The following is a 19,385-nucleotide window of genomic DNA, read 5'->3' as shown; positions in this document are numbered from 1 at the left end:
GACGAGTGTGGTCCCGCCCCACGGGGGACGGGACCACACCCTCAGCGTTCGCGCACGTGGACGACCTTGAGCGCGGGAGAGGACAGGATGTCCTTCTCGCAGAAGCGCGGGGTCACCCACCGCTGGCGGGAGAACAACCGGGTCTGGTCGCTGTAGTGCGGCGAGTGGGGGTTCGAGGACTGGGAGTAGGTCAGCAGCGTCCGCGCCACCGGGCAGCCGCTGCCGTTCCAGCCGACCGCCTGGATGTGGCTGGACCCCATCACCACCTCCGTGTACCCGCCGTGCGCCGGGTCCCACAGCGGCTGGACCTTGTTCCACACGCCCAGCGCCTCCGTGCCGCCCGGAACCGGCATCCGCCGGCCGTTCCGCACGACGAACTGGTGCTCACCGAGCGGGGAGTCGAGCGGGATGGCGGCCGTCCGCAACTCGGTCACCGCGTCCGCGAGGGCCGTGGCGAAGCCCGGCGCACCGGTGTCGAGCGTGTTCGGGGTGTGCACCGGGTCCGCCGCCGAGAACGGCACCTTCCACCCCCGGGCGTTCGGCACCAGCGCGCCGATCCGCCGCCAGAAGCGGTCGAAGAGCAGCGCTCCCCGGCTGCCGGTGCCGACGGTGCGGTCCCACGCCGCGAGCACCGGGCACGCCGCGGAGACGTCGACCTCCTTGCCGTCCTTGTTCCTGGCGACACCGCCGGGCAGCGCGGCGCAGGCCCGTGCCGTGTCCTCGGCCGCCAGAGCGCCCACGGTCACCCGGTTCGCGAACTGCTGCCGCTGCAGGTCCCGTACGGTCAGACCGCCCCGCTGCGCCATCGCCGCCACGGCGTCGAGCGCGCCCCGGGTGCGCGGCGAGCGCGGGGTGCCGACGGCGCCGAAGATCCGTTCGTACCCGGTGAGCGGCCGGTCGGCATTGGCCAGCCAGGCGCTGTCGTTGGAGTTCTCCGCGTACGGCGCGTCCTTCAGCGTCGGCATGCGGGCGGGCCCGAACACGCCCGGCTGCACGGCGTCGGCGTCGCGGCCGAGGGCGCAGGAACCGCGGGAGCCGTCGAGGACCGCGAGCCCCGCCGCCGGGTAGGTGTCCCTGCCGAGATCCGTGGAGCAGCGCCCCGCCAGGTCGTCGGTGATCCGGGGCAGCACCTGCGACTGGGTGAACAGCGAGTGCCCGGCGGAGTCCGCGGCGATCGTGTTCACCCAGGGCAGGCCCTGGTGCCGGGTGAGGGAATCCAGGACGCCCGCCGTGTCGCGTGCCTTTCCGAAGGCGAGCGAGGTGTCGGCGAACCGCATGTTCGCGGCGTTGGGGTCGTTCAGCGCGAACGCCGTCGTGGCGGTCCACGGCAGTGGGAGGTCGCCGTCGCCGGAGGCGACGACCGGGCCGTACCGGGTCCACCACTGGGTGCGGGTCACCGGCGGGCCGTCCTTGACCGCGACGGTCACGGTCCGCCGCGTCATCCGCACCGGCCGGCCGTCGACCAGGTAGACGGTCGGGTCGGCCGGATCCAGCGTCAGCTGCGTCAGGTTGAACGGCACACCGGTGGAGACGGTGTGGCTCCACGCCACCCGTGCGTTGTAGCCGATGGCGACGGTGGGCTCGCCGAGCAGCGCGGCGCCGGCGACGTCCAGCTCGCCCGGGATGGTCTGCTGCACCTGCCAGAACCGGCGTCCGCCCTGCCATGGGTAGTGCGGGTTGCCCAGCAGCAGGCCGCGGCCGTCGGCCGTGGTGCCGCCGGCGAAGGCGACCGCGTTCGACCCCATGTCCGCGCCGGCGGCCCGCTTCCGCAGAGCCCGTATCAGAGCCTGGGCGTCCGGCGCGGGCCCGGCGCCGCGGGCCCGGGTGGTGGCGGCGGTGGGCGGCTGGGCCCCCGTGATGCCGTCCACGGCGTCGCCCTGGCCGCCGATCACGGCGAGCGCGTAGAAGCGGGCGGCCACGTCCACGGTGCCGACCGGGCGCACCCAGGCGGCGCCCTTGCAGGCCGGGTCGGTGGTGCGGTGCTGCCGCAGCCAGGCGTCGTACCCCGCCGCGTAGCCCCGCATCAGGTCCTTGATCTGCCGGCTCGGGCCCAGCGGAGCCGGCTCGGCGAGCAGCTTCTCCACGGTGCCCGCCTCCCGGACGCCCCGGAAGTACAGATCGCTGGAGAGGTTGTCGCCCGCCGAGGACAGCGAGCCGTCGGGCGCCGCGTGCGGGCCGAAGAACCGCGAGCGTTCGCCGCGCACGGTCACGAAGCCGTCGGCGAGGACGCACACCTGGTCGGCGGCCTGCGCCCAGCCGGTGCCGAAACCGAGGTCGGCGTAGCTCCTGGCGCGGATGTGCGGAATGCCGTACTCGGTGTAGCGGATGACGGCCGACAGACCGCCGTCCGAGGGATGTTCCTGGCGGCTCGGCCGCTCGGTCGCGGCGGCCGGCAGCGCGGCCGAGGCGGTGAGCAGGGCGACGGCCGCGACGGCCAGTCGTCTGAAGCGGATGCGCAAGTCGTGCCTCCCAACTTCATTGAGGGAAGGAGCGGTTGAGTAACAACCGATGTGTGTCGAGGCTCCCGGGTGCTTGACCTGCCCCGGTGACGGACCGAGGATCATGAGTCATGACGCAGGGACAGGGCAGCACGGTTGACGGGGTGCTGCGGCGCAGCGCCCGGCGCACCCCGGCGCGGACCGCGGTCGAGTACGGCGAACGCGCCTGGACGTACGAGGAACTGGACGAGGCCGTCTCCCGCGCGGCGAGCGTCCTGCTGGGCCAGGGCCTCACCGTCGGCGACCGGGTCGCCTCCTACGGCCACAACTCGGACGCCTATCTGATCGGCTTCCTGGCGTGCGCCCGTGCCGGCCTCGTGCACGTGCCGGTCAACCAGAACCTGACCGGCGACGACCTCGCGTACGTCGTCGGCCAGTCCGGCAGCTCCCTGGTCCTCGCCGACCCCGCCCTCGCGGACCGGCTCCCCGAGGGAGTCCGCACGCTGCCGCTGCGCGACGCCGAGGACTCGCTGCTGGCCCGGCTCGCGACGGCACCCGCGTACGACGGTCCCGAACCGCGCACCGAGGACCTGGTGCAGCTGCTCTACACCTCGGGCACCACAGCGCTCCCCAAGGGCGCGATGATGACGCACCGCGCCCTGGTGCACGAGTACCTCAGCGCGATCACCGCCCTCGATCTGAGCGCCGGCGACCGCCCCGCACACTCCCTGCCGCTGTACCACTCGGCGCAGCTGCACGTGTTCCTGCTGCCCTACCTGGCGGTCGGCGCCACCAACCTCATCCTCGACGGGCCCGACGGCGACCGGCTCCTCGACCTGATCGAGGCCGGGCGCGTGGACAGCCTGTTCGCTCCGCCGACGGTCTGGATCGGCCTGGCGGGCCGCCCCGACTTCGCGACCCGGGACCTGTCCGGGCTGCGCAAGGCCTACTACGGCGCCTCGGTCATGCCGGTGCCGGTCCTGGAGCGCCTGCGCGAGCGGCTGCCGCGGCTCGGCTTCTACAACTGTTTCGGGCAGAGCGAGATCGGCCCGCTGGCCACCGTCCTGGCACCCGACGAGCACGAGGGCCGGATGGACTCCTGCGGGCGACCCGTGCTGTTCGTCGACGCCCGGGTGGTCGACGAGGACGGCAAGGAGGTCCCCGCCGGCACGCCCGGCGAGATCGTCTACCGCTCACCGCAGTTGTGCGAGGGTTACTGGGACAAGCCCGAAGAGACCGCCGAGGCCTTCCGCGACGGCTGGTTCCGCTCCGGGGACCTGGCCGTGCGGGACGCCGAGGGCTACTTCACCATCGTGGACCGGGTGAAGGACGTCATCAACTCCGGTGGGGTACTGGTGGCTTCACGCCAGGTCGAGGACGCCCTGTACACCCATGAGGCGGTCGCGGAGGCCGCGGTGATCGGCCTGCCCGACGAGCGGTGGATCGAGGCCGTCACCGCGGTCGTCGTCCCGCGCGGCGAGGTGACGGAGGATCAGCTCATCGCGCACGTGAAGGAGCGGCTCGCGCCGTTCAAGGCACCCAAACGGGTGCTGTTCGTGAGCGAGTTGCCCCGCAACGCCAGCGGCAAGATTCTCAAGCGCGAGCTGCGCGACCGGTTCGGCGGCTAGCACTCGCCGCCCAACCGGACCGACGCCCACCGCCGCAGCTCCGCGAGCCCGACTGCACGGCCGGTCCATGCTGCGCCCGCCCGCCGGCGACCGTCTCGAACGGCGGCCGGTGCCGTTCTTTCCGCGGCGGGCGGCGTCCGCCCGAGGGCCGAGTTCTTCCGACGCCGCCCTAAAACGTCTGTCCAAGTTCCGCGACGAGGGCGGCGATGCGCTGCTCGTCCCGCTTGTAGTGGGTCCACTTGCCGGCCCGGGTCGCGCGGACCAGGCCGGCGCGCTGGAGTTCCGCCATGTAGGCCATACACGGTCGACTGCGCCGGCCTGGCCCTCGCCTGAATGTGGCTCACGGACACACCCACCTCGGCCGGGTCGGCGATGGCGGCCTCCATCGGGCCCACCGGCCTTGGGGGACAACGGAACCGTGGTTAGCGGTAGCGGCGACTCCGGTTCTGATCTCTCTCGAACGGTCAACTGTGAGAATCGCGTGGGAGTGGATTGTCCCTGATCCAGCGGCGTACTTGCTCCGCCTCCCCTTGACGCCCGAGTCCCTCAAGCACATCCGCCTGCAGGCCCAGCACGGCGTGAACTTGCGGAAGCACGGAGGGCATCGTTCCAATGTGACTGCGGTATAGATCCACAGCCTCCCCAGTCAAGCGTAGGGCCGCGGGAAGATCACCTCCCTCTGCCAGAAGGATGGCAAGGACAGAAAGCGAGGTGGCGAGTTCGGGTTCGTAGGCGGGCGGGTTGTCGGCCGCGAGCCGACGCCGGATCTCCACAGCATTCTGCTCGGCGGTGAGGGCCTCGCTCCGTCTGCCCGCCTCCGCCAGCTGGATCCCGAGGTTGGACAGCGAGGTGGCGAGGTCGGGTTCGTAGGCGGCCGGGTTGTCGGCTGCGAGCCGACGCCGGATCTCCACCGCATCCTCAGTGGCAGTCAGTGCCTCACTCCGTCTGCCCGCCGTAGCCAGCCGGTTGCCGAGGTTGGACAGCGAGGTGGCGAGGTCGGGTTCGTAGGCGGCCGGGTTGTCGGCTGCGAGCCGACGCCGGATCTCCACCGCATTCTGCTCAGCGGTGAGGGCCTCGCTCCGTCTGCCCGCCTCCGCCAGCCGGTTGCCGAGGTTGGACAGCGAGGTGGCGAGGTCGGGTTCGTAGGCGGCCGGGTTGTCGGCCGCGAGCCGACGCCGGATCTCCACCGCATCCTCAGTGGCAGTCAGTGCCTCACTCCGTCTGCCCGCCGTAGCCAGCCGGATGCCGAGGTTGGACAGCGAGGCGGCGAGGACGGGCTCGTAGGCGGCCGGGTTGTCGGCCGCGAGCCGACGGTAGACCTCCACCGCATCCTCAGTGGCAGTCAGTGCCTCACTCCGTCTGCCCGCCGTAGCCAGCCGGATGCCGAGGTTGGACAGCGAGGCGGCGAGGACGGGCTCGTAGGCGGCCGGGTTGTCGGCCGCGAGCCGACGGTAGACCTCCACCGCATCCTGCTCAGCGGTGAGGGCCTCACTCCGTCTGCCCGCCTCCGCCAGCCGGATGCCGAGGTTGGACAGCGAGGCGGCGAGGTCGGGTTCGTAGGCGGCCGGGTTGTCGGCCGCGAGCCGACGGTAGATCTGCACCGCATCCTCGGCGGCGGTGAGGGCCTCGCTCCGTCTGCCCGCCTCCGCCAGCCGGTTGCCGAGGTTGGACAGCGAGGTGGCGAGGTCGGGTTCGTAGGCGGCCGGGTTGTCGGCCGCGAGCCGACGGTAGATCTGCACCGCATCCTCGGCGGCGGTGAGGGCCTCGCTCCGTCTGCCCGCCTCCGCCAGCTGGATGCCGAGGTTGGTCAGTGAGGCGGCGAGGTCGGGTTCGTAGGCGGGCGGGTTGTCGGCCGCGAGCCGACGGTAGATCTGCACCGCATCCTCGGCGGCGGTGAGGGCCTCGCTCCGTCTGCCCGCCTCCGCCAGCTGGATGCCGAGGTTGGACAGTGAGGCGGCGAGGTCGGGTTCGTAGGCGGCCGGGTTGTCGGCCGCGAGCCGACGCCGGATCTCCACGGCATTCTGCTCGGCGGTGAGGGCCTCGCTCCGTCTGCCCGCCGTAGCCAGCCGGTTGCCGAGGTTGGACAGTGAGGCGGCGAGGTCGGGTTCGTAGGCGGGCGGGTTGTCGGCCGCGAGCCGACGCCGGATCTCCACCGCATCCTCGGCGGCGGTCAGTGCCTCACTCCGCCTGCCCACCTCCGCCAGCCGGATGCTGAGATTGGACAGCGAGCGAGCGAGTTCGGGTTCGTAGGCGGCCGGATTGTCTTGTGCCAGTCGATGGTTGGCCTGGGCGAGGGCGCCGGCCAGCCGCAGGGCGAGGGGGGCGAGGATGCGGGATGGGTAGGGAAGTGCGGCGGTGGCGGACCGGACGGCTTGGTAGGCGAGGACCGTGGTGTCCAGGGCTGTGTCCAGGGTGTGCAGGACGCGTTCGCTGTCGGTGGTGCGGTTGGCGTTGTAGTGGGCGATAACTGCGCGGGCCAGGACGGTGACGAGCTGTGCTTGCTGTTCGGGTGTGGCTGCGGCGAGCAGGGCAGGTAGCTGGATGCGGTCGTGGGTGAGGGTTTGTGAGGCGTGGTATTCGGCGATGCGGTCGGGTTGAAGGGAGCCCCAGTAGCGGTCGGGATCGGCCGGGTACAGGCTCGCCAGCCAGGCCGCGGTGCGAGGCGCTTTGTCGGCGGGAAAGTCAGGGAGCGTGCCGAGGGCGTGGGTGGCCGCGTCGACGGTGGTGGCTCCGCACAGAGCGGCGACGGCGACCGTGGCGGCAAGCGTGGTGGTGGGCAGGTTCAGTTTGAAGGCAGGGGCTTCGGCGCTGTCCTCCCAGAATCGTCCTTCGTGCTCCAACAGGATTTCCTCGGCCGGGGTGCCGGGGGGTGTGTCGGCGGGTCTGGGGCCGTGCTGCAGGAGGGTGACCAGGGCGGTCAGTTGCAGGGTGAGGGTGTTGTCGTAGCGGGGATGGCTCAGGTCCTCGGGAGGCTGGAGGGCCGCGGCCAGGGCTGCCCAGTCGTGTGCGGGGACGCTGGGGACACGGGGCAGCAGGCGGGCGAGGTCGCGGGCCGCGCGGGTGAAGGCGGTGTGGCGGTCTGTGGCGGGCCGGCTGCGGGGGATGAGCGGGTTGAGCCCGGTGACGGGTGCCGCGGCGAGCAGTCTGCGCACGGCGGGGGCGGCGCTGAGCGGATCGGTGCGCCATTCGCCGTCGGCGCGGGCGAGCAGCAGCAGCCGCACGCGGTGGCGGGAGCGGTGCAGGTGGGTGATCAGGCGACGCAGCAGGCGGGGGCGGGTCTCGGCGTAGTCGACGACGAGCAGGAGGGGCAGGGCGGTGTTCAGGGGGGTGAAGTCGGGTGGCGTGTCGTAGTCGGTGAGGTCCGGGCGCAGGTGTCCGGTGACCCAGCCCTGGTGGCTGAAAAGGTCGGTGAGGCGGCGGGCGAGGCGGGTCTTGCCCTGTCCGCCGGGCCCGGTGATGACACGGATCGCGAGGGCGTCGGGTTGGGTTTCGCACCAGGCGCGCAGGTCGTCGAGTTCATGCGCGCGGCCGTGGAAGGCGACGGCCTCGGCGTCCGCGCGCAGCAGTGCGGCGGGGGAGTCCAGGTCGCGGTCGAAGGCCGCTGGAGTGAGCAGGCCGGCTGCTTCCACCGGTTCCAGGACCGGCTCCCACCCGGTGTGTTCGGTCAGCAGCGCGCGGAAGGCGTCGTCGGCCAGGAGGTGGGACGCGCAGGTGGCGGTCAGGCGGCTGCCGCCGCTGGCCTGCCGGTCACGACGCACCACGCCGCACAGCAGGTCCCCGCCGAGACCGTCGTCGGCCAGGACGGCGGCCCCCGAGATGCCCGACCAGGCGCTGCCTGCCCCCATGGCGGCGGCGAGGGTGGGTCCGGTGCTGGTGATCTCATAACGGCCGGCGAGGGCGCCGGTGCCGGGGGCGATGTGGCCGCTCAGCTGCTCGTCCAGACGCCGGCCGTCCTCGGCGTCCTTCTGCGAGCGGGGGAAACCGGTCGCGGTGACCGGGTGCGGCCGATTCCCGATGAGCAGACCGTACCGCTGGGGCGGCCGGGCCAGCAGATCACCGAGGGACTGCGGCACCTGCCAGCCCTGGCCGTCGGTGACCTCGATCAGCGCGGCGTCGACGACCGGGTCCTTGCGCTGCCAGCGCACGGTCGCACAGAACTGCTCCTCGCCGGCATCAGGCGGGCATACCCGTACCGGATCCACGGCCGTGGGATCGATGTCGTCCAGGACGTGGGCGGCGGTCAGCACCAGACGCGGCGCGACCAGGTACCCCGTTCCGAAGCCCGTGCTCTTCCTGCCGTCCTTCAGGCGCTCCACCCGGATCTGCACCCGGCGGTCGAACTCCACAGCAGCCCCCCACTACTTGCTCTGTGACGTGCGTGCGCAGGCCGCCCGGGCCTACTCCTCGTCGCTGACGTCGATGTCGCCCCCACCGGGCCTGTGCGGGGTCAGTTTCACCGTCACCGTGTGTGTGGCCTTGTGGCCGGTCTCTTTCTTGCCGCCCAGGCTGATCACGCTCCAGCGCAGCCCGCCGTTGACACCCTTGGTGCCGGTCAGCTCCAGACCGAGATCCAGCGTGATCTCCCCCAGCGTGAACAGCACCCCCTTGTCGCCGTCCCCCGTCGGGGCGGCGATCCGGTCCTGGGCCTCGGCGATCTGATCCCGCAGCAAGGTGATCGCGTCCGCCAGGTCCATCCATTCCTCGTCCGAACTGCTTGCGCCGCCCATGACCATCCCCCTCCACCTCAAGGCCCCCTACCGTGTGGAAGGGGACGAATCTGGCTCCTTCTCCCGAAGCAAACCAGCGGAAACCACACCGCGGCCGGTGCGCTCCGGCGAACCAGCCGCGCCCCTGCATGTCGGCCTCCGCATCCTCCTCAGCGGCTGCAGGGGCCGCAACATCCCGCGGCCGGGCAGTGTGGGACGGAAGCTGTATGGGGAAACTCCACTGGTACCTGGCGACGGTATCCACGCGCCGAGCCACTCATACGATCTTCCGCCGAAAGGCCGCGAACCCCGGGGCAACTGTGCTAGGCGACCAAGATCAAGCGCTTAGCGCCAACGGCTGCTCCGTGGTTCCCCGAGACCGTTGACCAGGTCGGGGTCCGGGACGGTGGCGGCGTCCGCCCGGGACGGCACTGCTCCGGCGCGGGAGCTATCCCTGTCCGGCGTCCCGCGGCCGCAGGTCCACGATGCGGCGGATCTTGCCCACCGACCGCTCCAGCGACTCCGGTTCCACGATCTCCACGTCGACCGACACGCCGATGCCGTCCTTGACGGCCGCGACGATGGCCCGGGCCGCCGCCTCCCGCACCTCCGGCGGCGCGTCGGGGCGGGCCTCGGCCCGGACGGTCAGGGCGTCCAGGCGGCCCTCCCGGGTGAGCCGCAGCTGGAAGTGCGGAGCCACCCCCGGCGTGCGCAGGACGATCTCCTCGATCTGGGTGGGGAACAGATTGACCCCGCGCAGGATCACCATGTCGTCACTGCGCCCGGTGACCTTCTCCATCCTCCGGAACGCCCGGGCCGTCCCGGGCAGCAGCCGGGTCAGGTCCCGCGTGCGGTACCGCACGATCGGCATGGCCTCCTTGGTCAGCGAGGTGAACACCAGCTCGCCCCGCTCGCCCTCCGGCAGCACCTCGCCCGTCAGGGGATCCACGACCTCCGGATAGAAGTGGTCCTCCCACACGTGCAGGCCGTCCTTGGTCTCCGCGTACTCCTGGGCGACACCGGGCCCGATCACCTCGGACAGCCCGTAGATGTCGACGGCGTCGATCGCGAACCGCTCCTCGATCTCCCGCCGCATCTGCTCGGTCCAGGGCTCGGCCCCGAAGACGCCGACCCGCAGCGAGGTGCCGCGCGGGTCCACGCCCTGCCGCTCGAACTCGTCCAGCAGGGTGAGCATGTAGGAGGGGGTCACCATGATGACGGACGGTTCCAGGTCCTGGATGAGCTGCACCTGGCGGGCCGTCATGCCGCCGGACGCGGGGACGACCGTACAGCCGAGGCGTTCGGCACCGTAGTGGGCGCCAAGGCCGCCGGTGAACAGCCCATAGCCGTACGCCACATGCACGACGTCTCCCGGCCGGCCGCCGGCCGCCCTGATGGACCGCGCCACCATGTCCGCCCACATGGAAAGGTCGTTGTCGGTGTAGCCGACCACCGTGGGGCGCCCCGTGGTGCCACTGGAGGCGTGCAGCCGGCGGATCCGCTCCCGGGGCACGGCGAACATGCCGTACGGGTAGTTCTCCCGGAGGTCGGCCTTGGTGGTGAAGGGGAAGCGGGCGAGGTCGTCGAGCGAGCGGCAGTCCTCCGGGCGGACGCCGGCCTTGTCGAAAGACTCGCGGTAGAACGGCACGTGCGCGTACGCGTGCCGCAGGCTGGCGCGCAGCCGCTCCAGTTGCAGCGCCCGCAGTTCCTCGGGCCCGAGCCGTTCACCCACGTCGAGCAGGTCCCTCATCTCGGCCATCGCGACGTCTCCCTCACCAGCCGCACCTGTACCCGACCGATCATTCGGTCGATTCGCTCGGGGTCAGTAACGCAGGCCGCGCGGCGCCAGGCAAGAGGGCCGCGGGGATTTTCCGCGCCGCGAAGGCGTTGCGCGCCGGTGGACCCCGCACCGATGATCACCAGCATGCCCACTTTCACCGCCACCGACGGCACCCGGCTCGCCTACCACCTGCGGGGTGCGGGTGAGCCGCTCGCCGTGCTGCCCGGCGGTCCCATGCGGGCCTCCGCCTATCTCGGGGACCTCGGCGGGCTGACCGCGCACCGGCGGCTCGCCCTGCTCGACCTGCGGGGCACCGGTGACTCGCAGGTGCCGGCGGACCCGGCGACGTACCGCTGTGACCGGATGGTGGAGGACGTGGAAGTGTGGCGCGGCCACATGGGTCTGGAACACATGGATCTGGTCGCCCACTCGGCGGGTGCAGCCCTTGCGATGCTCTACGCGGCCCGCCACCCGCACCGGATACGGCGGCTGCTCCTGATCACCCCCAACCCGTCCGCCCTGGGCCTGCGGGCCACGCCCGAGGACCGGCTGGCCGCGGCCCGGCTGCGCGCGGACGAGCCGTGGTTCGCCCGGGCGTTCCCCGCCTTCCGGGCCTGGCTCGCGGGCGAGGCGGAGTTCGACGACGTGTTCCTGCCGTTCTTCCACGGCCGCTGGGACGACACCGCCCGTGCGCACACGGACGCCGAGCTGCACCAGACCAACGAGGAGGCCGGCGAGCGCTACTTCGCCGACGGAGCCTTCACCCCGGACGCGACCCGGGCCGCCCTCGCGGCCCTGACCGCGCCGGTCCTCGTGTACGCGGGCGGACTCGACGGCGGACCGTGCCCCGCCCTCGCCCGCCGCACCGCCGAGGCCTTCCCGGACGCCGAGTGCAGCGTGCAGCCCGGCGCCGCCCACTACCCCTGGCTGGACGACCCGGAGCGGTTCGTGAGCCGTACGCTCGCCTTCCTCGACCGGTGACGTCCATCAGCCCGGCTGCGGACCGTACGCCGTCAGGAACCGGTCCCGGAACGCGTCCATCCCCCAGACGGGGGCGTCCGCGGCCGGCTTGAGCCCCTCGGTCCAGCCCCAGCGGGAGATCCGCTCCAGCACCTCCGGGTCGTGGGCGACGATCGTCACGGGCACGTCCTTGCGGGGGCTGGCCCCGGTGACCGCCGGGACGGGCTGGTGGTCGCCGAGGAACACCAGGACGGTGTGCTCGTCGCCGTAGCGCCGCAGGAAACCGATGAGGCTGCGCAGCGAGTACGCGATCGCGTCCCGGTACCCGGCGCGCACGCTCTGCGGGTCCTTCCACACCTCCTCGGCGTCCTTGCCGTCCTTCCCGAGGCGGCGGAAGACCGAGCCGTCGCCCAGGCTCCCCCAGTCGGTCATGCGGGGCACCGGCGCCCACGGGTGATGGCTGGAGGTCAAAACGATCTCCGCCATCAGCGGGCCCCGCCCACGCCGGCCGAACTCCAGCCGCCGGAACGCCTCCAGCGTGAACTGGTCCGGCACCTGCGACCAGCCGAAGCCCGGGCCGTGGTAGCCGAGGCCGGCCCGGTCGTGCACGTGGTCCAGGCCGAAGAAGCCGCCCTCCGGCCAGGCGCGGTTCACCCCCGGCACGATGCCGGCCGTCCGCCAGGCGCCGGCGGCGCGGAAGGCGCCGGTGAGGGTGGTCCGGTCGCCGGCGGTGAGGGTGTGGAACCGCTGCTGGTTGCCGATCCACAGCCCGGACAGGAAGGTCGCGTGGGCCAGCCAGCTGCCGCCGCCCGTCACCGGCGAGCGCAGCCAGCCACTGCGCGCCCGGAAGCCGGCCGCCCGCAGGGCGGCGGTGCCCTCGTCCAGGACCGCGCCGATCCGCGGGGCGACGGACGGGTCCTCGAGCGCCGTACGCCCGTAGCTCTCGACGAAGGTGACCAGCACGTCCTTTCCGCGCAGCCCGGTCAGCAGCCGGTCGGGCGGGGTGTGCGCGAAGGGGTCGTGGGCGGCCTGGCGCCGGAAGACCCGCGCGTCCGCGAGGGACGTACGGACCTGCCCGAGACGGTCGCCGACCAGGTCGGCGTCGATCGTGGCGGCGACCGGGACCCCGGCGGAGCGCAGTCCGAACGTGACGCAGGTGGTCCAGGCGACCGCCAGCACCAGGACGACGCGGACGGCGTACCGCCGGTGACGGGCCATCACCGTCGTCACGCGGACCGCCGCCAGTGTGGTCAGCACGGGGACGGCCAGCACGAGAGCGAGGACCCCGGCCGCGGCCTCCAGCGCGCCGGCCCGGCCGGACGTCTCCCGCAGGTAGTCCGCCGCGTTGCCGAGCAGACTCCAGTCCAGCACCGGGTCGAACGGGCGCAGCAGCACCTCCTGGAAGCCCATGTCGACGCCCTTGAGCAGGGCGAGCAGCCCGGTCAGGAAGCCGCCGGCGGCGGCGCCGGCCCGCCTGGCCCGGGGCGGCAGCACGAGCAGCAGCGCGGCGAGCGCGATGCCCTCGGCCGGGAGGCGCAGGAACGCGGACGGGGTGAGGCTGTCGAGCCGGTCGGGCAGCAGCAGCGCACCCAGCAGGAGAGCGGCGGCCGGCACGGTCGCCCCCGCGGCCGCGCAGCGCGCGAGCCGTCCGGACCGGCGGGGCCCGCCCGCCGGCGCCACGCGCGCGGCGGCGCCTCCGGCCGCCGCTCCGCCGCCGTCCGGCGCCGCAGTGTCCTCCGGCAGGTGACCAGGCGTGGGGTGAGACACCCGAGGGTCCTTCCGTGCGGCGGTCACTGTGTGTCGCTGAACGACTCGACTGTGCGCACAGTGTAGTCGCCGGGGTGGGTTCCGGCGGTGCGGGACACCCGGCCTACGGCCGCTGCGCGGCCACCGCCACCTCCCGTGCCCACCGGTAGTCGGCCTTGCCGCTCGGCGACCGCTGGATGGTGTCCGTGACGACGAGCTGGCGGGGGACCTTGTACCCGGCCAGGCGGGTACGGCAGTGGCTCTGGATGTCGGCGAGCGACGGGCGCGGCGCCCCCGGGCGCAGCTGCACCACGGCCGCCACATGGTTGCCCCACCGGGCGTCCGGCACCCCGGCGACCAGCGCGTCGTACACGTCCGGATGCGCCTTGAGCGCCTGCTCGACCTCCTCCGGGTACACCTTCTCGCCGCCCGTGTTGATGCACTGCGAGCCCCGGCCGAGGACGGTGACCACGCCGTCCGCGCCGACCGTCGCCATGTCGCCGAGCAGCACCCAGCGCCGCCCGTCCTTCTCGAAGAACGTCTCGGCGGTCTTCACCGGGTCGTTGTAGTAGCCGAGCGGCACATGGCCGCACTGCGCGACCCGCCCCACCTCGCCGGGTGCCACCGGCTCGTGCGTCACCGGATCCACCACCCGGGTCCGGGAGTTGACCCGGACGCGGAAGCCGCGCTCGGGGCCCGCGTCCTCGGTCGCGGTGCCGTTGAAGCCGGACTCGGAGGAGCCGAAGTTGTTCAGCAGCACCGCGTTCGGAAGCAGCTCGCGGAACTGCCGGCGGACCGTCTCCGACATGATCGCGCCCGACGAGGAGACGCTGAACAGCGCCGAGCAGTCCGTTCCCTTGAGCGGCCCGGCGAGGGCGTCGATCAGCGGCCGGAGCATGGCGTCCCCGACCAGCGACATGCTGGTGACCCGCTCCCGCTCGATGGTCCGCAGCACCTCCTCGGGCACGAACCTGCGGTGCAGCACGACCCGTTGGCCGAAGTTGAAGCCGATGAACGCGGTGAGCGTCGACGTGCCGTGCATCAGCGGGGGAGTGGGGAAGAAGGTGATCCCCGAGCCGCCCGCGGCGACCCGCTCGGCCAGCTCCTGCGGCGCCTTCACCGGCTCCCCGGTCGGCGCCCCGCCGCCCAGCCCCGCGAAGAACAGGTCCTCCTGACGCCACATCACCCCCTTGGGCATGCCCGTCGTACCACCGGTGTAGATGATGAACTGGTCGTCACCGGAACGCGCGGGGAAGCCCCGGCCGGGCGACCCGGCGGCCTCCGCGGCGGGGAACGGCACCGCCCCGGGCACCGACTCCGCGGCCGGTGTGCCCACCCGCAGCAGATGCCGCAGCTTCGGCGCCCGCGGCAGCGCGCCCGCGACCCGGTCCTCGAACTCCGCGTCGAAGACCAGCGCGACCAGGTCCGCGTCCCGATAGAGGTACACCAACTCGTCCTCGACGTACCGATAGTTGACGTTCACCGGGACGATCCGGGCCTTCAGGCAGGCCAGCACCGTCTGCAGGTACTCGACGCCGTTGTACAGGTGGAGCCCGAGGTGCTCGCCGGGCCCTATGCCGCTGTCGATCAGGTGGTGGGCGACGCGGTTGGCGGCGGCGTCCAGTTCGGCGTACGTCAGCCGGCGCTCCGCACCCGTGCCGGGATGGTCGAGGTACACCAGTGCCTCGCGGTCCGCGGCCACGTCGACGACCGACTCGAACAGGTCGGCAAGGTTGTACTCCACCGCTTCCTCCTGACCCCGGGACGTCCTGGCGACGAGAGGCGCATCCGTCGGCCCGCCGGTCATCAGAGCAAAGGGGGCGGCAAGTGGGAAGGCCCCGCACCAGAAAATCTGACTACCTGTCAGAAAACCCTTGAAGTGCCCCCTCCGCTCCTGCAACCTGTTCTCGTTCCGACCGAGGGGAGATGGCCCATGAGTGGGACGGAACACCTCACCGTGCAGCGGGAAGGCGCCACACTGGTGCTCACGCTCAACCGGCCCGACGCCAGGAACGCGCTCTCCCTGGCGATGCTGGTCGGCCTGTACGACGGCTGGCTCCAGGCCGACGCGGACGACTCGGTCCGCTCGATCGTGCTCACCGGGGCCGGCGGCGCGTTCTGCGCCGGCATGGACCTGAAGGCGCTGGCCGGCGACGGCATGCAGGGACAGCAGTACCGCGACCGGCTGAAGGCCGATCCCGACCTGCACTGGAAGGCGATGCTGCGCCACCATCGCCCCCGCAAGCCGGTGATCGCCGCCGTCGAGGGCCACTGCGTCGCGGGCGGCACCGAGATCCTCCAGGGCACCGACATCCGGGTCGCGGGCGAGTCCGCGACCTTCGGCCTGTTCGAGGTCAGGCACGGCCTGTTCCCGATCGGCGGCTCCACCGTCCGCCTCCAGCGCCAGATCCCGCGCACCCACGCCCTGGAGATGCTGCTCACCGGACGCCCCTACAGCGCCCGGGAAGCCGCCGGCATCGGCCTGATCGGGCGTGTCGTCCCCGACGGCACCGCCCTCGCCGGAGCGCTGGAGATCGCCGAACAGATCAACGCCTGCGGCCCGCTCGCCGTCGAGGCCGTCAAGGCGTCCGTGTACGAGACCGCCGAGATGACCGAGACCGACGGCCTCGCCGCCGAACTCGCCCGCGGCTGGCCCGTCTTCGACACCGCCGACGCGAAGGAGGGCGCCCGCGCCTTCGCGGAGAAACGGCCGCCTGTCTACAAGCGCGCGTGACACTCCGCCGGGGGTCGGCAGACGCCGTTCGCAAGCTGCGGACCGTCGTGGGCCGGTCGCGCCCACGCGGCGGAGCCGCACATGTCATCGCCCGCGCCCCTACGGAGCGCCCCTTCACCGCCGACCTCCCAGGAGGCAGCCGATGCCAGAAGTCCTCTCCGCCCCGCTCGTCGTAGAGTTCCCCTTCACCCGCTCCCTCGGCCCCGTCCAGAGCGCCTTCCTCACCGGCCTGCGCGAACGTGTCGTCCTCGGCGTGCGCACCACCGACGGCCGCACCCTCGTCCCGCCGGTCGAGTACGACCCCGTCACCGCCGAGGAGATCCGCGACCTGGTGGAGGTCGCCCCCACCGGCACGGTCACCACCTGGGCCTGGAACCACGCCCCGCGCCGCGGCCAGCCCCTCACCACCCCCTTCGCCTGGGTCCTGGTCCGGCTCGACGGCGCCGACACCGCCCTGCTGCACGCCCTCGACGCCCCCGGCCCCGACGCCGTCCGCACCGGCATGCGGGTGCGCGTCCGCTGGGCCGCGGAACGCACCGGCGCCATCACCGACATCGCCTGCTTCGAGCCGTACGAGGGCGAGGCCGTCGCACCCGGCGGCCACAGCGGCGCGTTCGCCGACCCGCTCACCGGCATCGTCGCCCCCGCCCGCCTCGACTACACCTACTCGCCCGGCCGCGCCCAGTCCGCCTACATCCACGCCCTCTCCGAACGGCGCACCGTCGGCGAACGCTGCCCGTCCTGCCGCAAGGTGTACGTCCCGCCGAGGGGTGCGTGCCCCACATGTGGCGTCGCCACAGCCGAACAGGTCGAAGTGGGTCCCCGCGGCACGGTCACCACCTTCTGCATCGTCAACATCAAGGCCGCACACACGGCGAATCTCGACATCGAGGTGCCGTACGTCTACGCGCACATCGCCCTGGACGGGGCCGACCTCGCCCTGCACGCCCGCATCGGCGGCATCCCCTACGACCAGGTGCGCATGGGCCTGCGCGTGGAGCCGGTGTGGACCGAGGGCGCCCGCTACCCCGACCACTACCGGCCCACCGGCGAACCCGACGCGGACTACGAGACGTACAAGGAGCTGCTGTGACCAGCGAGGAAGCCCCCGGCCCCCGGGACATCGCCGTCGTCGCCTTCGCGCAGACCGACCACCGGCGCTCCACCGCGGAGTCCTCCGAGGTCGAGATGGTCATGCCCGTCCTCCACGACGTCCTGGCACAGACCGGTCTGCGGACCGCCGACATCGGCTTCACCTGCTCCGGCTCCAGCGACTACCTCGCCGGCCGCGCCTTCTCCTTCACCCTCGCCCTCGACGGTGTCGGCGCCTGGCCGCCGATCTCCGAGTCGCACGTCGAGATGGACGGCGCGTGGGCGCTGTACGAGGCCTGGACCAAGCTGCTCACCGGAGACGCCGACACCGCGCTCGTCTACTCCTACGGCAAGTGCTCACCCGGCTTGGTCCGGGATGTCCTCACCCGCCAGCTCGACCCGTACTACGTCGCCCCGCTGTGGCCCGACGCCGTAGCCCTCGCCGCCCTCCAGGCGCAGGCGCTCATGGATGCCGGACTCACCGACGAACGCGCGCTCGCCGCCGTCGGCGCCCGCAGCAGGGCCGACGCCACCGCCAACCCGCACGCCCAGCTCAAGGGCCGCATCCCCCAGGGCGACCACGTGGTGCGGCCGCTGCGTACCGGCGACTGCCCGCCCATCGGCGACGGCGCCGCCGCCGTGATCCTCGCGGCGGGGGAGCGGGCCCGTCGGCTGTGCGCGCGGCCCGCCTGGATCCGGGGCGTCGACCACCGCATCGAGGCCCACGCGCTGGGAGTGCGCGACCTCACCGACTCGCCCTCCACCCGGCTCGCCGCCGAGCGCGCGGGCGCCTTCGAACGGCCCGTCGACACCGCCGAGCTGCACGCGCCGTTCAGCTCCCAGGAGGTGGTCCTGCGCCGGGCCCTCCGCCTGGACGACAGCGTGTGCGTGAACCCGTCGGGCGGAGCCCTCGCCGCCAACCCCGTCATGGCCGCCGGTCTCATCCGCATCGGCGAGGCCGCCGCCCGCATCCACCGCGGCGCCTCCGACCGCGCCCTCGCCCACGCCACCTCCGGCCCCTGCCTGCAGCAGAACCTGGTCGCCGTACTCGAAGGGGATCCACGATGAGCAAGGAACCCGTGGCCGTCGTCGGGATCGGCCAGACCAGGCACGTGGCCGCCCGCCGCGACGTGTCGATCGCCGGGCTCGTCCGCGAGGCCGCCCACCGCGCCCTGCACGACGCCGAGTTGACGTGGTCCGACATCGACGCCGTCGTCATCGGCAAGGCACCCGACTTCTTCGAGGGCGTGATGATGCCCGAGCTGTACCTCGCCGACGCGCTCGGCGCGGTCGGCAAACCCATGCTGCGGGTGCACACCGCGGGCTCCGTCGGCGGCTCCACCGCACTCGTCGCCGCGAACCTGGTCGCCGCCCGCGTCCACGGCACGGTCCTCACGCTCGCCTTCGAAAAACAGTCCGAGTCCAACGCCATGTGGGGCCTGTCCCTGCCCATCCCCTTCCAGCAGCCCCTGCTCGCCGGGGCCGGCGGCTTCTTCGCCCCCCATGTGCGCGCCTACATGCGGCGCAGCGGCGCCCCCGACTCCATCGGCGCCCTCGTCGCCTACAAGGACCGGCGCAACGCCCTGAAGAACCCCTACGCCCACCTCCACGAACACGACATCACCCTGGAGAAGGTGGTGGCGTCACCCATGTTGTGGGACCCCATTCGCTACTCCGAGACCTGCCCGTCCTCCGACGGCGCCTGTGCCATGGTCCTCACCGACCGCGCCGGAGCGGCCCGCGCGCCCCGGCCGCCCGCCTGGGTGCTCGGCGGCGCCATGCGCAGCGAACCCACCCTGTTCGCAGGCAAGGACTTCGTCTCCCCGCAGGCCGGCAAGGACTGCGCCGCCGACGTCTACCGGCAGGCGGGCGTCACCGACCCGCGCCGGGACATCGACGCGGCCGAGATCTACGTGCCGTTCTCCTGGTACGAGCCCATGTGGCTGGAGAACCTGGGCTTCGCCGCGGAGGGCGAGGGCTGGAAGCTCACCGAGTCCGGGGCCACCGCGCTCGACGGCGATCTGCCCGTCAACATGTCGGGCGGGGTGCTGTCCACCAACCCCATCGGCGCCTCCGGCATGATCCGCTTCGCCGAGGCCGCCCTCCAGGTGCGCGGCCAGGCCGGGGAACACCAGGTGGACGGGGCCCGCAGGGTGCTCGGGCACGCCTACGGCGGCGGCTCGCAGTTCTTCTCCATGTGGCTCGTGGGCTCCACGCCGCCCGACTCCTGACCGGCCGGCCGCAGCCGCCCGGCCGGCCGGGCGGAAAGGTCGTCCCCGCGTGCCCTGTCCGCCGTAGCGA

13 protein-coding genes are annotated in these 19,385 nt (G+C 72.7%); 6 read left to right on the top strand and 7 right to left on the bottom strand.

What is annotated here, in order from left to right; all coding sequences use genetic code 11:
- Positions 1-41 precede the first annotated feature (41 nt).
- The gene (locus tag S1361_RS03585; protein WP_208030392.1) at positions 42-2,459 is read right to left on the bottom strand and encodes a penicillin acylase family protein; all 2,418 of its coding nucleotides are present in this window, start codon (positions 2,457-2,459) and stop codon (positions 42-44) included.
- Between the two features lie 110 nt (positions 2,460-2,569).
- Here S1361_RS03585 and S1361_RS03580 point away from each other — a divergent pair, with 110 nt between their 5' ends.
- Entirely contained in the window at positions 2,570-4,066 is a 1,497-nt protein-coding gene (locus tag S1361_RS03580; RefSeq protein ID WP_208030391.1) for an acyl-CoA synthetase, read from the top strand.
- A gap of 169 nt (positions 4,067-4,235) precedes the next feature.
- Here S1361_RS03580 and S1361_RS40020 read toward each other — a convergent pair whose 3' ends face one another.
- From S1361_RS40020 to paaK, 4 genes are all read right to left on the bottom strand, one after another.
- On the bottom strand, positions 4,236-4,364 hold the full coding sequence (locus S1361_RS40020) for a helix-turn-helix domain-containing protein (RefSeq protein WP_341829282.1): 129 nt from the start codon (positions 4,362-4,364) through the stop codon (positions 4,236-4,238).
- Positions 4,365-4,530: 166 nt separating this feature from the next.
- Positions 4,531-8,412, bottom strand: coding sequence for a tetratricopeptide repeat protein (locus S1361_RS39820; RefSeq protein ID WP_208030390.1), 3,882 nt, complete (start codon positions 8,410-8,412; stop codon positions 4,531-4,533).
- A gap of 51 nt (positions 8,413-8,463) precedes the next feature.
- The gene (locus tag S1361_RS03565; RefSeq protein ID WP_208030389.1) at positions 8,464-8,799 is read right to left on the bottom strand and encodes a trypco2 family protein; all 336 of its coding nucleotides are present in this window, start codon (positions 8,797-8,799) and stop codon (positions 8,464-8,466) included.
- 421 nt (positions 8,800-9,220) lie between these two features.
- Entirely contained in the window at positions 9,221-10,531 is a 1,311-nt protein-coding gene (paaK, locus tag S1361_RS03560) for a phenylacetate--CoA ligase PaaK (RefSeq protein WP_208030388.1), read from the bottom strand.
- Between the two features lie 165 nt (positions 10,532-10,696).
- Here paaK and S1361_RS03555 point away from each other — a divergent pair, with 165 nt between their 5' ends.
- Positions 10,697-11,533, top strand: coding sequence for an alpha/beta fold hydrolase (locus S1361_RS03555; protein WP_208030387.1), 837 nt, complete (start codon positions 10,697-10,699; stop codon positions 11,531-11,533).
- Between the two features lie 6 nt (positions 11,534-11,539).
- Here S1361_RS03555 and S1361_RS03550 read toward each other — a convergent pair whose 3' ends face one another.
- Both S1361_RS03550 and S1361_RS03545 read right to left on the bottom strand, forming a co-directional pair.
- Positions 11,540-13,279 (bottom strand): alkaline phosphatase family protein, encoded by a 1,740-nt coding sequence (locus S1361_RS03550; protein ID WP_243769058.1) that lies wholly within the window; start codon positions 13,277-13,279, stop codon positions 11,540-11,542.
- A 103-nt stretch (positions 13,280-13,382) separates the two neighbouring features.
- Positions 13,383-15,002, bottom strand: a complete 1,620-nt coding sequence (locus S1361_RS03545; RefSeq protein WP_208030386.1) for an acyl-CoA synthetase — start codon at positions 15,000-15,002, stop codon at positions 13,383-13,385.
- Between the two features lie 189 nt (positions 15,003-15,191).
- Between S1361_RS03545 and S1361_RS03540 the strand changes: the two genes are divergently transcribed.
- The 4 genes from S1361_RS03540 to S1361_RS03525 all read left to right on the top strand — a co-directional run bounded on the left by S1361_RS03540 (position 15,192) and on the right by S1361_RS03525 (position 19,315).
- Entirely contained in the window at positions 15,192-15,992 is an 801-nt protein-coding gene (locus S1361_RS03540; protein WP_208030385.1) for a crotonase/enoyl-CoA hydratase family protein, read from the top strand.
- Between the two features lie 142 nt (positions 15,993-16,134).
- Positions 16,135-17,085, top strand: coding sequence for a Zn-ribbon domain-containing OB-fold protein (locus S1361_RS03535; RefSeq protein ID WP_208030384.1), 951 nt, complete (start codon positions 16,135-16,137; stop codon positions 17,083-17,085).
- Positions 17,082-18,152, top strand: a complete 1,071-nt coding sequence (locus S1361_RS03530) for a thiolase domain-containing protein (RefSeq protein WP_208030383.1) — start codon at positions 17,082-17,084, stop codon at positions 18,150-18,152. Before S1361_RS03535 ends, S1361_RS03530 begins: the two co-directional genes overlap by 4 nt.
- A complete protein-coding gene (locus S1361_RS03525; protein WP_208030382.1) occupies positions 18,149-19,315 on the top strand; it encodes a thiolase domain-containing protein in 1,167 nt (388 codons plus the stop codon). The genes S1361_RS03530 and S1361_RS03525 overlap by 4 nt, the downstream gene beginning before the upstream one ends.
- Positions 19,316-19,385 lie beyond the last annotated feature (70 nt).

It is taken from the genome of Streptomyces cyanogenus, from assembly GCF_017526105.1.
Taxonomy (GTDB): domain Bacteria; phylum Actinomycetota; class Actinomycetes; order Streptomycetales; family Streptomycetaceae; genus Streptomyces; species Streptomyces cyanogenus.
This window is presented reverse-complemented; position numbering and strand designations above follow the sequence as displayed.

Bases quoted from the DNA above. Each gene is read 5' to 3' on its own strand.
- S1361_RS03580 (WP_208030391.1), top strand. From the start codon at position 2,570: ATGACGCAGGGACAGGGCAGCACGGTTGACGGGGTGCTGCGGCGCAGC.
- S1361_RS40020 (WP_341829282.1), bottom strand. From the start codon at position 4,364: ATGGCCTACATGGCGGAACTCCAGCGCGCCGGCCTGGTCCGCGCGACC.
- S1361_RS03565 (WP_208030389.1), bottom strand. From the start codon at position 8,799: ATGGTCATGGGCGGCGCAAGCAGTTCGGACGAGGAATGGATGGACCTG.
- paaK (WP_208030388.1), bottom strand. From the start codon at position 10,531: ATGGCCGAGATGAGGGACCTGCTCGACGTGGGTGAACGGCTCGGGCCC.
- S1361_RS03555 (WP_208030387.1), top strand. From the start codon at position 10,697: ATGCCCACTTTCACCGCCACCGACGGCACCCGGCTCGCCTACCACCTG.
- S1361_RS03540 (WP_208030385.1), top strand. From the start codon at position 15,192: ATGAGTGGGACGGAACACCTCACCGTGCAGCGGGAAGGCGCCACACTG.
- S1361_RS03535 (WP_208030384.1), top strand. From the start codon at position 16,135: ATGCCAGAAGTCCTCTCCGCCCCGCTCGTCGTAGAGTTCCCCTTCACC.
- S1361_RS03525 (WP_208030382.1), top strand. From the start codon at position 18,149: ATGAGCAAGGAACCCGTGGCCGTCGTCGGGATCGGCCAGACCAGGCAC.